We start from the raw sequence: 14,933 nt of genomic DNA, 5'->3' as shown, positions 1-14,933 counted from the left end.
CCTACGATGAACAAGGCGCAGATCTTCGACTTCTTCAGCCGTCTGGCGGAAGCCAATCCAGCGCCGCGAACGGAACTGGAATATGGCAACGACTATCAGCTTCTGGTCGCGGTCGTGCTGTCCGCTCAGGCAACAGACATCGGCGTCAACAAGGCCACGCGCGCGCTTTTCATGCAGGTGGAAACGCCCGCCGAGATGGTGGAGCTTGGCGAAGAGGGCTTGAAGCAGCACATCAAGACGATCGGCCTTTTCAATGCCAAGGCGAAGAACGTCATCGCCCTGTCCGAAATATTGGTGCGCGATTTTGGCGGCGAAGTCCCGCAGGATCGTGACATACTCACGACGCTGCCGGGGGTGGGCAGGAAAACGGCGAATGTGGTGATGAATACTGCCTTCGGGCATGAGACTTTCGCGGTCGATACCCATATTTTCCGCGTGGGCAACCGCACTGGCCTCGCGCCCGGCAAGACACCGCTAGCGGTCGAACAAAAGCTGGAGAAGCGCGTGCCCGGCCCGTTTCGCCGAGATGCGCACCACTGGCTCATCCTTCATGGCCGTTATGTGTGCAAGGCGCGGCGGCCGGAATGCTGGCGCTGCATCGTCGCCGACCTGTGCCGCTACAAGCCGAAGACCCCTGCTCCCAAAGGAGCCACGCCGATCACCTGAGCGCGCGCCATTATCATGGGGTTCAGCCAAGCTGTGCTAGGGGAGAGACGGAACGCGTCCTTCGATGACGTGTTACCCGTGACGACAATAAGGAGAGACAATCATGTTCGTCCCTGTTTCCCCGGCGCTTCGTCTGGGTGTCGCCGTGGCGCTCATGTCCCTGGTTGCCCCGGCAACGGCCAAGACGCGGCCCGACAATCTGGTTGCAGTCGGCAAGCCCGTTGATTGCGTCCAGATAAATTCGATCCGCCAGACCGATGTGCGCGACGATCAGACGATCGATTTCATTCTGAACGGCAATAAGGTGTACCGGAACACACTTCCGAACAGCTGCCCAAGCCTAGGTTTCGAAAAGCGTTTCATGTATAAGACGAGCCTGTCGCAGCTCTGCTCCGTGGATATCATCACGGTCCTGTACAATTCGCCTGATCTGATGCGCGGTGCCAGTTGCGGGCTCGGCAAGTTCCAGCCCATGAAGAAGATCAAATAGTCGGCGCGTCGCGATTTTGGTGCTGGCGTCGGCAGTTGCGCTTTGCTAAGCGGCGCTTCGCACCAAGCGACACGCACCCATAGCTCAGCTGGATAGAGCGCTGCCCTCCGAAGGCAGAGGCCAGAGGTTCGAATCCTCTTGGGTGCGCCATTCTCCTCCGGTTCGCAGCACAGCCTGCTCATGATCCAGCAGATAGCGCTTGGCCTCCAGCCCGCCAGCAAAGCCGGTCAGCGCGCCCGCCGATCCGATCACCCTGTGGCAGGGCGCAATGATGGAGAGCGGATTGCGGCCGTTAGCGGCACCGACCGCGCGGGAGGCTGAGGGACGGCCGATATCCGCCGCCAACTGACCATAGCTGCGCACCTGCCCGAACGGAATGCGAAGCAGGGCCGCCCAGACCTGCTTCTGAAAATCCGTCCCCTGAAAATCGAGCGGAAGGTCGAAGCGGGTGAGATTGCCTGAAAAATAGGCGCGCAATTGCTTCGACGTTTCCTGGAGCAGTGGGTGATCCGGGGCCTTCGTCCCAGGTCTGGCCCGTACGCGCAAGGGATCATCATCTTCCCATAACAGGGCAGCCAGGCCGATATCGCTGGCAACCATGGTGAGATCGCCCACCGGAGACTGGAATATATCAAAGGCGAATGTCACAACTTATCCTTCCAACTTCGGAAAGACTGAAGAATAGCTCGCCCTCTTCACATTGGCGTCCTGCCGCTTGCCTTCAAAAGACCGCGCGCCGTCAGCGAGCCTCCACCCCCTCCGGCAGCACCACAGCTGACCAGCTCTTCCCCGGAACCAGATATTTGGCGGCCAGCACCTGAAGCTGGGCTGGCGTCACCGACAGCATGTCCTGAGCCATGGTCTGCATGGCCTGCACATATTGCGGGTTCTGGGTCGCGCCTTCCATCTGGTTCATCCAGAAGGCATTGCCAGTGCTGGCCCGCATCAGCAGCTGGCGCATGGGCGCGACAGCGCGCTGAAGCTCATCCTCGCTGACCGGATTTTTGGCGAGGTCAGCCGCTGTATCCTTAACGACGCCGTAAAAATAATTGATGCGCTCAGGACGCACCTGGCTGGTGACTAGAATATAGCCACCGCTTTCGTAGGAAAACGGCCAATTATTCTGCACGCTGGGCGAATAGGCGGCCCCTTCCGTCGATCGGAGGCGGTCGAACAGACGATCATTGTATATCTGCGTCAGGATTTCGAGTTGACGCGCTTCCTTCATGAGCCCGAAACCCCCGGACGTTGGCCAGGCCATGACCGCCGCGGCTTGCTCCTTGTCGCCCTTGTGCCGCAGAATGACCGGCGTCGCGACATGGGCGGGGAAGCGCATCAGCTTGTTAGCGGGCGGAACCGGGACGTCGACTCTTGCGGGCATCGCGCCGAAGGTGGCGGCCACCGCCTCTATAGCCTCTTCGGGCTTCACCTGCCCAAAGATCTGCACTTCAATGGGTCCAGAGGCCAGCAGCGGCTCCCAGGTGGACCGAAACGCCTGCGGGGTCAGCGCCTCGATCTCGTTTCGCGAAGGGGTACGAAACCGGACGTCCTTGTCATGCAGCAGCCAGTTGAGATCGCGCGCCAACACCGAATCCGGCGCGCGCGCCATCGCGTCATAGGCAACGGCGGTGCCTGTCTTCACTCGGGCGATCGGCGCGGGGTCCCAGCCAGGCGCGGCCAATTTGGTCGCGAAGAGCTGCAACTGATCCCGGTAATCAGCCGGGCGAGTGACGGCCTGCATTTCGAAGGCATCATCGTCGATTGAGAAATCCATTCCCATACGGCGGCCGTTCGTCAGGTCATCCAGTTCACGCTGACCCAGCTTGCCGATGCCACTGGCCACCAAGGCATAATTGGCGGCCCAGCCGGGCGCTGCCTTCGTAGGCGAAAATGCCAGCTGTCCGTGACCGAAGCGGACGTTGATCCGTACCTTTTCCGTTTCAGCATTATTGGCGAATAGGGTGAGTTTCACGCCGTTGGCAAAGGTTACGCTCTCCATGCCGGGCAACCCGACCTGTGTGCGCGACACCACTTTCCCTGGAGGACCGAGCTTGGGAAGGTCCGCCATCGTGATCGCCTTGTCCGCCAGCCGGGCGTTGGTGGCAGCCTTCACGGGCGCGGCAAGAGCAGCAGACAGGCGGGCGTCGATCCCCGGCACCGGCTTGCCCGTAATCAGGAGAGCTCGGAACACACCGGCAGAAAATAACCTGCGCGTGGAGTCCAGTATCTTCTGCGGCGTCATCGCCGGTTTGCCGGATCGGAATATCTCCAGCGCAGCCTGAGGGCTGACGGTGGTTTCGCGGATATCGACGGCGCTCACCAGATCGCTTGCCTGCTTGGCGCCCGCTTCCGTGTCGGCATTCTCGACCTGAATGGCGAGCGCCGTGTCGATCTGGGCATATTCCCGGTCAATTTCGAGTTGGCTCGGGGCGGTCGCCTTCGCATCCTCGATAATCGCGCGAACGTCACCCAGCGCCTTCTCCCAATTCTCACCGGTCGGGACCAAGGTGACGAAGGTCCCGTCGGCCGATCGGCTGACATCCTGCTGATCGACGCTCGCCTGAATGAAGCTGCCTCCGCTGCGGGCCGCTTGTTCGAGACGGCGGCTGATGATTTGCAGCGCCAGCATGTCCGTCAGCTTGTCCTGATTATAGACGATGGTGTCGGCATGCGGCTTCCATGGGCGGAGCCAGGCCATGGTCAGGCCCGTTGGCGCGCCCGGCTCGACCGTGACGCTGGTCGCCGGTGCCTTGGCATCCGGCTCACCGAAATCCGGGAGCGCAGCCCCCTGCCCCGGGACCGACCATGACGCGAAATTATCCTTGATGATCTGCTCGGCTACAGCGGGATCGATGTCGCCCGCTATCGAGATCACTGCATTTTCTGGGCGATACCAGCGGCGATGAAAGGCTTCCATCCGCGCGGCAGTAGCCGCATTCAGACTGGCGACCGTGCCAATGGGGCTGCGCTCGGCCAGAAGCTGGCCAGCAAAGAAGTGGCGGCGGCTTGCGTCGGAGATGCGCATCTGCGGCCCATCCCCTTCTCGCCGTTCGGCCAGCACGACCGCCCGCTCCGCTTCAACGGCACTGTCCACGATATTGGGATCGACCATCATGCCCGCGAGAATTTTCATGCTCTCGCCAAAGCTGGTCGGTGTCGCCTGAGGAAGGTCGAGCGCATAGGTGGTGCCGGTGGGCGTCGTCTGCGCATTGCTGTCGCTGCCGAAAGTTACGCCGAGCCGCTGCCATATTCGTTTGGATTCGCCATCAGGTACATGGCGCGATCCGCGAAAGGTCAGATGCTCCATGAAGTGCGCGTAGCCCTGTTCATCGGGCTGCTCCATCAGGGCACCGACATCCATACGCAGGCGGACGGAGACCTGCCCCGGCGGAACGCCATTGCGGCGAACGGCATAACGCAGGCCATTGGGCAAGGTGCCGAAGTGCCATGCCGGATCGATAGGCACGTCGCTATTATCATAGAGCCAAGGCCTGACCTGCGCCTGCGTATCATTGGTGGCCGACGCCGACTTTGCCGGGACCGGGCCAGTTCTGGCTGACAGGGAAGCAGGAATGCCCGAAAGCAGTAACGCAATGACGGACAGCGAAACGGCGGGACGCCGGAGGGAAAAGCTCATGGCGCCGTAGCCTAGAGCCAAAATTCTGAATGGCTACTGACAAAGAGCAACCGCGTTTCACGAAAGAGGGCAGGATGGCGCCACCCGGCACCACCCTGCCTGAAACTTAACGGCCGCCGGTCTTCTGCACAGCACCCTTGTGTGCGCCAACCCCGTTCCTGTTGCGACGGAAGTTCTTCTTCGCGGGCTTTGCCTCTCCATCGGGGCGGTGAGCCCGCTCGGCGGAGCCGCGCTGCTGCTTCTGCTGGTCCTGATAGCGGCGCTGGCCATCGGCCCGGCGCGTCTTCTGTTCCGGCGTTTGCTCGCGGTCTTTGCGCTGAGGCGCCGCCTTCGGAAGGTTGCGGACGGCTTCGGTGAAATTATCAGGCAAGGGCACGATCTCGAGCTTCACCTTTGCGGTGCGCTCGATCGCCTTGAGATAGGGCCGTTCATCATCGGCCACGAAGCTGATCGCGATACCTTCCGCGCCTGCTCGCGCGGTGCGGCCGATGCGATGGACATATTGTTCGGGCACATTGGGAAGCTCGAAATTGATGACGTGGCTGACGCCCGAAACGTCAATGCCGCGCGCAGCGATATCGGTTGCGACGAGCAGCTTAACATGGCCGTGCCGGAATGCCTGGAGGGCCGTGGTGCGCTGCCCCTGGCTCTTATTGCCATGGATCGCGACGGCCTGGATGCCAGCGCCTTCGAGGAAGCGGACGACGCGGTCGGCACCGTGCTTGGTGCGGGTGAAGATCAGCGCGCGGTCGATCGGTTCGTTGCGAACCGTTAGAGTGAGGAGCGCCTGCTTTTCCGCCTGATTGACGAAGGTGGCCTGCTGCCGGACGCGCTCAGCCGTTGTGGACTGCGGTGCGACGCTGACCTTTACCGGATTGTTCAGGAACTGCGCGGCGAGCGCTTCGATCTCGCCGGGCATGGTGGCGGAGAAGAACAGGTTCTGCCGTTCCTTGGGAAGCAGCTTGGCGATGCGCTTCAAGGGATGGATGAAGCCCATGTCCATCATCTGGTCGGCTTCGTCGAGGACGAATATTTCCGTGTCCTTGATCGTGAAGGCGCGCTGGTCGATCAGGTCGAGAAGACGACCCGGCGTGGCGACGACGATGTCGACACCCCGGCCGAGCGCGCGGATCTGGCGATTGATGGGGACGCCGCCGAAGACGACTTCGACCGACAGCTTAAGGAAGCGGCCATAGTCGCGGAAGCTCTGGGCAATCTGGGCTGCGAGTTCGCGGGTCGGGGACAGAACCAGCATCCGGCAGCCCTGAAGCGGCGTGGGCTTAGGGTTGCGGGCGAAATGGTCGAGGCTGGGCAGCGCGAAGGCGGCGGTCTTGCCGGTGCCGGTCTGGGCGATGCCGCACAGGTCCTTGCCCTGAAGCAGGACGGGAATGGCCTGCGTCTGGATGGGTGTGGGATTGGCGTAATTCTTGGCGGCGAGCGCCTTCAGGATGGGCTCGGCGAGACCAAGGTCGGTGAATTGCATGAATGAACTCTCGAATTAAAAAGGCTCAGGCGCCCATAGGTTGCGAATCGCAACTGGACGCAAAGCGGGTTGCGAAACGACCCGCGTGAATAGGGAAGCCTCAAAAGCTTGGCGCAGACTTTCATTGGCCGGCCCCGTCACCCCTCAAGGGCCGGGACGATCACGCTGCCAATCGCTGATGGGCCATGAAGGCCGCCCGCTGCGTTGCGCCGCATATGCTTTCATTCATGCAAAAAAGCAAGGGCTTCGCCGAAACGAAGCCCTTGGGGGGAATTCAGAGCGACACTTCCACATGTTTGCCGCGCATTTCGTCGCGCACGTCGCCGCCGAATAATTGTTTGAAGACGCCGCCCAGCGACATGTCCGCGCGCCAGATTTCCGCATGGCCAAGATTGAAGCGGAGCATGAGCAGATTGGGGTCCTGCCGCCCGCCGGGATACCAGGCTGCGACTTCGTGGGTCCAATAGCGGTCGATCACCGCCGGGTCGGTTTCCTCGACAAGAGTGCCGTCGATGCAGGCGAACAGATAATGACCCTTCCCCGAAAACTGCGCCATGGCCGGGCCGCCCGCCGCCAGACGATTGTCGCGGGTGGTGTAGAACCAGAAACAATGATTGGCGCCGGGGTCCAGCTGCGCCGTCATGGGCAGGCTATGTTCATGCGATCCCTGCAAGCCGATCATCAAAAAGGGGCTCTGCGACAATTCGGTCCAGAAACGGTGGCGGATATCGGATTCGGTGCTCATCCTTTTGTCTCCTGCTCATGCTGATAGGAGTTTAATCGCCAGCATCTGGCGAAGTTCCCCAAAAGCCCGTCTGGACGCTTGATCTTGAGCAAGCTTCTCTCCACATAGCGGCCATGCTGATCGAGACCGAACCAACGCCAAATCCGGCAACCGTCAAGTTCATCCCTGGCCGCGTCGTCATGGGCATGGGTACACGGGATTTCGCGACGCCCGAGGAAGCGGAAGCCTCTCCGCTCGCCGACGCCCTTTTTGGCCTTGGCGACGTCACCGGCGTTTTTTTCGGCGGCGACTTCATTTCCGTCACCATCGCGCCGGGGGCGCAGTGGAGCGATGTGAAGCCCGATATCCTGTCGATCCTGCTGGAGCATTTTTCGGCGAACATGCCGCTGTTCACTCCCGGATCGGCGGGCGAAATCTTCATCCCCGAAGAGGAAGAGCAGTTCACCGACGATCCCGCCGACGCGGAGATCGTCGCGCAGATCCGCGACCTTATCGACACGCGCGTTCGGCCCGCCGTCGCCAATGACGGCGGCGACATCGTCTATCGCGGCTTTGAACGCGGGACGGTCTATTTGCGGATGCAGGGCGCCTGTTCCGGTTGCCCGTCCTCAAGCGCCACGTTGAAGAACGGGATCGAGCAACTGCTCAAACATTATGTCCCGGAAGTGACGGAAGTGCGCGCCGTCTGAAATAGCGGCGGCGTTTGGCAAAACGATCGCGATCGACTAACCGCTTGCCATAGGCCGCCCGCTCCCACGCCGGTTTTCACAGGGGATTTTCTTGCGCACTCTCGTCATCGACACCGCTACGCAGGCGCTGTCCGTGGCGCTGCTGGAGGATGGCAGGCCGATCGGCCATTTCCATGAGATCGTCGGCCGGGGCCATGCCGAAGCGCTGGTGCCCGCGATAGCCGCCCTGCCCGACGGCGGGCGGGCGAACGCGATTGCGGTCGATCTTGGCCCCGGAAGCTTCACTGGCGTGCGCATCGGCATAGCGGCCGCCAGGGCGCTTGCCCTCGCATGGTCGCTGCCTTTACATGGCTATTGCGCGCTGTCGCTGATCGCGGCCAAGGCGGCCCAAGGTCAGGATCAGCATCAGGATGGCGGCCCGATCGCGGTCACCATCACCGGAGGGCATGGCGAACTGTTCTGGCAATCTTTCGAAGCCGATGGCCTGACCGCTATCACCCGGCCCGCGTCCACCCCGATTGGGACGCTTGCCACGATGCTGGAGCAGCCGATGATATATGGCACGGGCGCCGAAGCATTGGTGACCGCGCGCGGCCATGGCACGGCCGTCAGCCTCTATCCCAATTCCGCCGATTATCCGTTGATCGCGGGCCTGCCATCGCTGCCGCCCTCCCCCATTTACTGCCGCGATGCCGACGCGCAGCCCATGATGCAGCCTACCCCGCAGCAGGGCCGTTCATGATCCCCGGCCTGAAAATCGACATATATGAGGATGGCGAGCGCAACGCACTGGCCGACGCAATGGATGTCATGGCAGAGGCATTCGACCCCGCCTATGGCGAGGCATGGACGCTGCCACAGCTGTCCGGCGTCATGATGATGCCGGGCACCTGGCTGACGATCGCGCGGGTGGATGCGGCGGCGATGGGTTTCGCGCTGGTCCGGTCGGTGCTGGACGAATGCGAACTGCTGTTGCTGGCCGTCCATCCGGCATGGCGCGGACGGGGAATTGGCCGCGAACTGTTGGTCGATAGTTTGAAGACAGCGCGACGGCGAGGCATCAAGTCGATGAATCTCGAAGTCCGTTCGTCAAATACAGCGATCAAACTATATGAAAAAGCAGGGTTCGAATATGTGCATAGGCGTCCTGGTTACTACCGGGGTGCCGACGGACAACTTTACGATGCGCTGAGCTTTCGTATAGAAATGCTCGGATAGACTGGATCGCCCTTGCTAATCGGCGTATCCGGGTATAACGCCGACATACCGCTCCTGAAACGAATTCACCTGGGCGGGTCGCACTCAATTCAGCATTCGCGGGATAAAAGAAATGGAAATCGAATCAGCCCAGAGCGAGCTGCTCATTACTTTGACTTCGGACATTGTTGCAGCACATGTTTCAAACAACAGTGTCGCCGTGTCTGACGTTTCGACGCTTATCCAGAACGTTCACGCCGCCCTTTCTGGTCTGACCAAGCCCGCTGCCGTCCCGGAAGTGAAGCCGGAACCAGCGGTGTCGGTGCGTTCTTCGATCAAGCCCGACTATATTATCTGCCTGGAAGACGGCAAGAAGCTGAAGATGCTGAAGCGCCACCTGATGACCCATTATCAGATGACGCCCGACGACTATCGCGCAAAGTGGGGTCTGCCCGCCGACTATCCGATGGTCGCACCCAATTATGCCGAGCAGCGTCGTTCGCTGGCGAAAAAGATCGGCCTTGGGACAAAGCGCCGCCGCACCCGCGCAAAATAAGCAGCAACTGCGGGCGATCCGCGATGAGAGGGGCGCATTTGCCATGCGCCCCTTTTATATTGGCGGTTATGCCGCTAGATTTCCGCTGATTATCCGACACACCTGAATGAGCGAGCCCGCATGAACCGCAAGATCGATGTAGAAGCCCTTTGTCATGAGAAGGGCCTGCGCATCACCGAACAGCGCCGTGTGATCGCTCAGGTGCTGAGTGACGCGGTGGACCATCCCGATGTGGAGGAACTGCACAAGCGGTCGTCGGCCATCGATCCGGGCATTTCGATTGCGACCGTGTACCGCACGGTTCGCCTGTTCGAAGAAGCGGGCATTTTGGAGCGGCACGACTTTGGCGATGGACGCGCCCGTTATGAGGCAGCGCCCGAAGCGCATCACGATCATCTGATCGATGTCGAGACCGGCAACGTCATTGAATTCGTCGATCCGGAACTGGAACAGTTGCAGAAGCAGATCGCCGAGAAACTCGGCTTCCGCCTGGTCGACCATCGCATGGAATTGTACGGCGTATCGTTGGACCGCAAGAACTGACACCCTTGCGGCGGCTGCGCTTTCTCTATCGGCTGAGCGCTCTGGCGGCATGCCTGCTGCTTTGCCTGATCCCGCATCTGCTATGGCGGGCCGCAGGAGCGCGATCTCCCTGGCCTCCCCGCTTTCTGGGAATGGCGGCAAGGGCCGTCGGTGCGCGGGTGCGGGTAGAAGGGCATCCCTTTCACGGCGACAGTTTTATCATCGCCAATCATGTCAGCTGGGTCGATATATTGGCGCTGGGCGGTGCAACCGGCGCTGCCTTCGTCGCGCATGACGGGATTGCGGGCTGGCCGATCGTCGGGTGGCTGGCGGCCCAGAATAATACCCTGTTCGTCGCGCGAAACCGGCGAGGCGCGCTGGGCGGACAGATCGAGGCCCTGCGCGCGGCGCTGGCGGGGCACCAGCCGGTTGCGCTGTTCCCAGAGGGCACGACCAGCGATGGTCAGGGCCTTCTGCCCTTCAAGCCGTCGCTACTGGCGGTTCTGCTGCCGCCGCCGCGCGCGGTGATGATCCAGCCGGTGCATATCGACTATGGCGCGGACACGGCGGAGATTGCGTGGCATAGCGACGAACCGGCGGGGCAGAATGTGCGGCGACTGCTGGAACGGCGCGGCAGGCTGAACGTCACGCTGCGTTTTCTGGAGCCTTTCGATCCCGCGCTTTACCCCGATCGCAAGCAGTTAGCGGCAGTGGCGCGCGAAAGGATTGCCGCGAGCATTACGATGCACCTGCCGCCTTTCACTCCGGTCGTGGCCCCTGTATAGATGGACGGCATGAATCGTAACGACGCCCCAAAGACTCCAGCGACATTCCACGTCAAATCCTTCGGCTGCCAGATGAACGTCTATGATGGCGAGCGCATGGCCGAGATGCTGGGCGAACGGGGCATGACCGCAGCGGTCGATGGAGCCGAGGCGGATCTGGTCATCCTCAACACCTGCCACATTCGCGAAAAGGCGGTGGATAAGGTCTATTCCGATATTGGCCGGTTGAACCGCGAGGATGGTACGCGGCCTATGATCGCAGTGGCTGGGTGCGTGGCTCAGGCGGAAGGGAGCGAGATCAGCCGCCGGGCGAAGACTGTCGATATCGTCGTGGGTCCGCAGGCCTATCACCGGCTGCCTGACTTGATTGAGAAGGCGGGGCGTGGCGAAGAGGCGGTCGATACCGACATGCCGCTGGCGTCCAAATTTGCTGCCCTGCCGGGGCGGACGAAGCAGGCGCGGCCGACCGCCTTCCTGACGATCATGGAAGGGTGCGACAAATTCTGCACCTATTGCGTCGTCCCCTATACGCGCGGGGCGGAAATCAGCCGGACTTGGGGCGCTATCATCGACGAAGCCAAGGCGCTGGTCGATGGCGGGGTGCGGGAGATCACGCTGCTGGGGCAGAATGTGAATGCATGGGCGGGCGAGGATGACAAGGGCCGCATGCAGGGCATGGACGGCCTTGTGCGCGAGCTGGCGAAGATCGGCGGGCTGGCGCGCATCCGCTATACCACGAGCCATCCCAATGACATGAGCGATGGGCTGATCGCTGCTCATGGCGACGAGGCGAAGCTGATGCCTTTCCTGCATCTGCCGGTGCAGTCGGGCAATGATCGCATATTGAAGGCGATGAACCGCAGCCATGATGTGGACAGCTATTTGCGGATCATTGAGCGGGTGCGGCAGGTGCGGCCTGATATCGCGCTGTCGGGCGACTTCATCGTCGGCTTTCCGGGTGAGACGGATGCGGAGTTCGAGGATACGCTGAAGATCGTCGAGCAGGTGCGCTATGCGCAATGCTATTCGTTCAAATACAGCCCCCGGCCGGGAACTCCGGCGGCGGATATGGGCGGGCAGATTGCGGCCGAGGTCATGGACGATCGGCTGGCGCGATTGCAGGCGGTGATCAACCGGCATCAGGGGGACTTCAACGCCGCGACGGTGGGGCGCACGACCGAGATTTTGCTGGAGCGCAAGGGACGCCATGCCGGGCAGTTGATCGGGAAGACGCCCTGGCTACAGTCAGTCCATGTCACCGCGCCGGAACTTACCATCGGCGACATGGTCGAAGTGGATATCATCAGTGCCGGTCCGAACAGTCTGGCCGGCGAACTCAGCAGGAGGAAAGCCGCTTGAACCCAAAAACCGTCGTTCCCGCTACTGCAGGAACCCATCTCCGAACCTATCCCCCAGGATCGAAGACAAGGAGATGGATAACCGCCAGCGCGGTTGTGACGGATGGAAAGGGAGGCTGCTGAATGTCCAAGAAACCGAACCAAAATCATCGCGTGGATGTCGCCGAACGGGCGCGGTTGGAAGTGACTTTCGAGAAGCCGCATCTGCTGGGTGCTCTGTTCGGGCAATATGACCAGAATTTGGTGGCGATAGAGAACCGGCTAGGCGTCTATATCGCGGCGCGGGGGAATAAGCTTCAGATCGAGGGTGAGGCAGAGGCTGCGGCGCGGGCGCGGGATGTGATGACTGGGCTCTACAACCGGATCGTTGCGGGGCAGGAGATTGACAGCGGCGCGGTGGAGGCTGTGATCGCCATGTCGGCCGAACCGATGCTGGACGGCATCATCCGCCACGACGTCGCCGAACCACCCAAGGTGATGATCCGCACGCGCAAGAAGACGATCGTGCCCCGCTCCGCAACGCAGGTCACCTATATGGAGGCGCTGACCCGGCACGACATCATCTTCGCGCTGGGTCCGGCAGGCACTGGCAAGACCTACCTTGCCGTTGCGCAGGCGGTGAGCCAGTTGATCACCGGCAGCGTCGATCGGCTGATCCTGTCGCGGCCTGCGGTCGAGGCGGGCGAGCGGCTGGGCTTTTTGCCGGGTGACATGAAGGAGAAGGTCGATCCCTATCTGCGGCCGATCTACGACGCGCTCTATGACACCCTGCCCGCCGAGCAGGTGGAGCGGCGGATCGCGAGTGGGGAGATCGAGATCGCGCCGTTGGCCTTCATGCGCGGGCGGACGCTGGCCAACGCGTTCATCGTGCTGGACGAGGCGCAGAACACGACCATCGCGCAGATGAAGATGTTCCTCACCCGCTTTGGCGAAGGTAGCCGGATGGTGATCTGCGGCGATCCGCGTCAGGTGGACTTGCCGCAGCCGGGGATTTCGGGGCTGGCTGACGCTGTAGCGCGGCTGGACGGCGTGGATGGCATTTCCGTGGTGCCGTTCGGCATCGGCGATGTCGTGCGCCATCCGGTCGTGGGGCGGATCGTTCAGGCTTATGAGGGGCCGGATGCGTGAATGGGCAATGGAGCGCATATAGATGATTGAAGTTGCGGTCCTTCATGATGAAGGCTGGCCGGGCGAGGATTGGGAATTGCTGGCGCAGCGGGCGGTTGTGGCGGCGATCACCCATAGCCCCTATGCGGCCTTCGCAGCGGACGAGGCGCTGTATGAGGTCGCCGTCAAGCTGACCAGTGACGAGGAAGTGCATCAGCTGAACCGCGCCTATCGCGACAAGGACAGGCCGACCAACGTCCTGTCATTCCCGATGGTCCAGTCCGATCTGCTGGAAGGCACCGGCAACACCGACGATGGCGAGGTGCTGCTGGGCGATATCGTGCTGGCGGAGGGCGTCTGCGCCAGCGAAGCGGCGGAAAAAGGCGTGTCGGTTGCCGAGCATGCCACCCATCTGATCATCCATGGGACTTTTCATTTGCTGGGATATGATCATATGGAGGATGCCGAGGCGGAGGCGATGGAGGCATTGGAGACCCAATCCCTGCTGAGCCTTGGCATTTCCGATCCCTATGGGGATCGCCTGACAGGATAATAGGAAGAACAATGGCTGAGGGCAGTCCGAAGGACGGCAACGGTTCAAAGGAATCGGACAGTAGTAGTCACGAGGGCGGTTTATGGAGCGGCCTGAAGTCGCTGCTGTTCGGTGAGGAGGAGAGCCCCAGCCTGCGGCGCGAGCTGGAAGAGGCGCTCGACGAATATGACGAGGATGAGCAGGACGAAGGCGCGCCTGCTCCGGCCAAGGGCGACCTGTCCGCGATAGAGCGGCAGATGGTTCGCAACCTGCTGCATTTTTCCGAGCATACGGTGGATGACGTCGCGGTGCCCCGCGCCGACATCATCGCGATCGAGGAGCGGGCGAGCTTTGCCGAACTGGCGGCGCTGTTCGCCGAAGCGGGACATAGCCGCATCCCGGTCTATCGCGAGACGCTGGATACCATCGTCGGCATGGTCCACATCCGCGACGCCTTTGCGATATTGGCGGGCAAGGCACCTGTGCCCGAGACGCTGGAGCTGCTGATACGGCAGCCGCTTTACGTCCCCGAAAGCATGGGCGCGCTGGACCTGCTGGCGGAGATGCGGGCGAAGCGCACCCATCTGGCCATCGTACTGGACGAATATTCCGGGACCGAAGGCCTGCTGACTTTCGAGGATCTGGTCGAGGAAATCGTCGGCGATGTCGAGGATGAGCATGACGATGCTCCCGAGGCGCTCCTCGTGCCGCTGGAGGGCGGGCTGTGGGAAGCGGATGCTCGCGCCGAGCTGGAGGATGTCGCCGAGGAAATTGACGAACGGCTGGCCGATGTCGAGGAAGATGTCGACACGCTGGGCGGTCTGGCGTTCGTCATCGCCGGACGGGTGCCCAATGCTGGTGAGATATTGGATCATGAGCAGAGCGGTTGGAAGCTGGAAGTGGTCAGCAGCGACGGCCGCCGCGTGACGCGGTTGCGGCTTCATCCACCCGCTGAAAAAGAAAATGAAGCGGAATGATCGGGATGCCTGCGTAGCTATGGAAAAGCGCGGGCAATGCTGGGGAAATGTTAAGAGCTGACCGTTAGGGTTGCGCCCGCCTTGTTGCTTTCCGGCTGGGAGCGATTTGGTGAGGGTGTGAGTCCGACGGGTGTCGCGCCGCCCCCTCTCCCTGCCCTCTCCCCCAGGGGAGAGGGTTAAGTTGGTGGA

15 protein-coding genes, 1 tRNA gene and 1 pseudogene are annotated in these 14,933 nt (G+C 61.7%); 13 read left to right on the top strand and 4 right to left on the bottom strand.

Going from position 1 to position 14,933, the window contains the following annotated elements; genetic code table 11:
- Positions 1–6 precede the first annotated feature (6 nt).
- From nth to AC6JBC_RS06720, 3 genes are all read left to right on the top strand, one after another.
- Entirely contained in the window at positions 7–666 is a 660-nt protein-coding gene (gene nth / locus AC6JBC_RS06730; protein ID WP_498023517.1) for an endonuclease III, read from the top strand.
- 103 nt (positions 667–769) lie between these two features.
- Positions 770–1,156 (top strand): hypothetical protein, encoded by a 387-nt coding sequence (locus AC6JBC_RS06725; RefSeq protein WP_498023515.1) that lies wholly within the window; start codon positions 770–772, stop codon positions 1,154–1,156.
- A gap of 73 nt (positions 1,157–1,229) precedes the next feature.
- Positions 1,230–1,306 (top strand) — tRNA-Arg (locus AC6JBC_RS06720).
- A gap of 21 nt (positions 1,307–1,327) precedes the next feature.
- Here AC6JBC_RS06720 and AC6JBC_RS06715 read toward each other — a convergent pair.
- The 4 genes and pseudogenes from AC6JBC_RS06715 to AC6JBC_RS06700 all read right to left on the bottom strand — a co-directional run.
- A pseudogene (locus AC6JBC_RS06715) lies at positions 1,328–1,804 on the bottom strand (methylated-DNA--[protein]-cysteine S-methyltransferase); the annotation flags it as partial.
- A gap of 91 nt (positions 1,805–1,895) precedes the next feature.
- Positions 1,896–4,793, bottom strand: coding sequence for a M16 family metallopeptidase (locus tag AC6JBC_RS06710; RefSeq protein ID WP_498023513.1), 2,898 nt, complete (start codon positions 4,791–4,793; stop codon positions 1,896–1,898).
- 106 nt (positions 4,794–4,899) lie between these two features.
- Positions 4,900–6,276, bottom strand: a complete 1,377-nt coding sequence (locus AC6JBC_RS06705; RefSeq protein WP_498023511.1) for a DEAD/DEAH box helicase — start codon at positions 6,274–6,276, stop codon at positions 4,900–4,902.
- A 274-nt stretch (positions 6,277–6,550) separates the two neighbouring features.
- A complete protein-coding gene (locus tag AC6JBC_RS06700) occupies positions 6,551–7,021 on the bottom strand; it encodes a pyridoxamine 5'-phosphate oxidase family protein (protein ID WP_498023509.1) in 471 nt (156 codons plus the stop codon).
- 113 nt (positions 7,022–7,134) lie between these two features.
- Here AC6JBC_RS06700 and AC6JBC_RS06695 point away from each other — a divergent pair, with 113 nt between their 5' ends.
- From AC6JBC_RS06695 to AC6JBC_RS06650, 10 genes are all read left to right on the top strand, one after another.
- Positions 7,135–7,710: a NifU family protein gene (locus AC6JBC_RS06695; RefSeq protein ID WP_449473083.1), complete on the top strand. Its 576-nt coding sequence runs from the start codon at positions 7,135–7,137 to the stop codon at positions 7,708–7,710.
- Positions 7,711–7,801: 91 nt separating this feature from the next.
- A complete protein-coding gene (gene tsaB, locus AC6JBC_RS06690; RefSeq protein WP_498023507.1) occupies positions 7,802–8,452 on the top strand; it encodes a tRNA (adenosine(37)-N6)-threonylcarbamoyltransferase complex dimerization subunit type 1 TsaB in 651 nt (216 codons plus the stop codon).
- Positions 8,449–8,928, top strand: a complete 480-nt coding sequence (rimI, locus tag AC6JBC_RS06685; RefSeq protein ID WP_464788615.1) for a ribosomal protein S18-alanine N-acetyltransferase — start codon at positions 8,449–8,451, stop codon at positions 8,926–8,928. The genes tsaB and rimI overlap by 4 nt, the downstream gene beginning before the upstream one ends.
- Positions 8,929–9,040: 112 nt before the next feature.
- Entirely contained in the window at positions 9,041–9,463 is a 423-nt protein-coding gene (locus AC6JBC_RS06680) for a Ros/MucR family transcriptional regulator (protein WP_464772441.1), read from the top strand.
- Positions 9,464–9,583: 120 nt separating this feature from the next.
- A complete protein-coding gene (locus tag AC6JBC_RS06675; protein WP_196225926.1) occupies positions 9,584–10,006 on the top strand; it encodes a Fur family transcriptional regulator in 423 nt (140 codons plus the stop codon).
- 131 nt (positions 10,007–10,137) lie between these two features.
- Entirely contained in the window at positions 10,138–10,770 is a 633-nt protein-coding gene (locus tag AC6JBC_RS06670) for a lysophospholipid acyltransferase family protein (protein ID WP_498023504.1), read from the top strand.
- 9 nt (positions 10,771–10,779) lie between these two features.
- Entirely contained in the window at positions 10,780–12,129 is a 1,350-nt protein-coding gene (miaB, locus tag AC6JBC_RS06665) for a tRNA (N6-isopentenyl adenosine(37)-C2)-methylthiotransferase MiaB (protein WP_498023502.1), read from the top strand.
- A 122-nt stretch (positions 12,130–12,251) separates the two neighbouring features.
- Positions 12,252–13,256: a PhoH family protein gene (locus AC6JBC_RS06660; protein WP_498023500.1), complete on the top strand. Its 1,005-nt coding sequence runs from the start codon at positions 12,252–12,254 to the stop codon at positions 13,254–13,256.
- A gap of 22 nt (positions 13,257–13,278) precedes the next feature.
- On the top strand, positions 13,279–13,788 hold the full coding sequence (gene ybeY / locus AC6JBC_RS06655; protein WP_498023498.1) for an rRNA maturation RNase YbeY: 510 nt from the start codon (positions 13,279–13,281) through the stop codon (positions 13,786–13,788).
- 11 nt (positions 13,789–13,799) lie between these two features.
- Positions 13,800–14,744 carry a hemolysin family protein gene (locus AC6JBC_RS06650; protein ID WP_498023496.1) on the top strand — a complete coding sequence of 315 codons (945 nt, stop codon included), beginning with the start codon at positions 13,800–13,802 and terminating at the stop codon, positions 14,742–14,744.
- Positions 14,745–14,933: the final 189 nt, after the last annotated feature.

The sequence above is a fragment of the Sphingobium sp. RC1 genome, from assembly GCF_059738765.1.
This window is presented reverse-complemented; position numbering and strand designations above follow the sequence as displayed.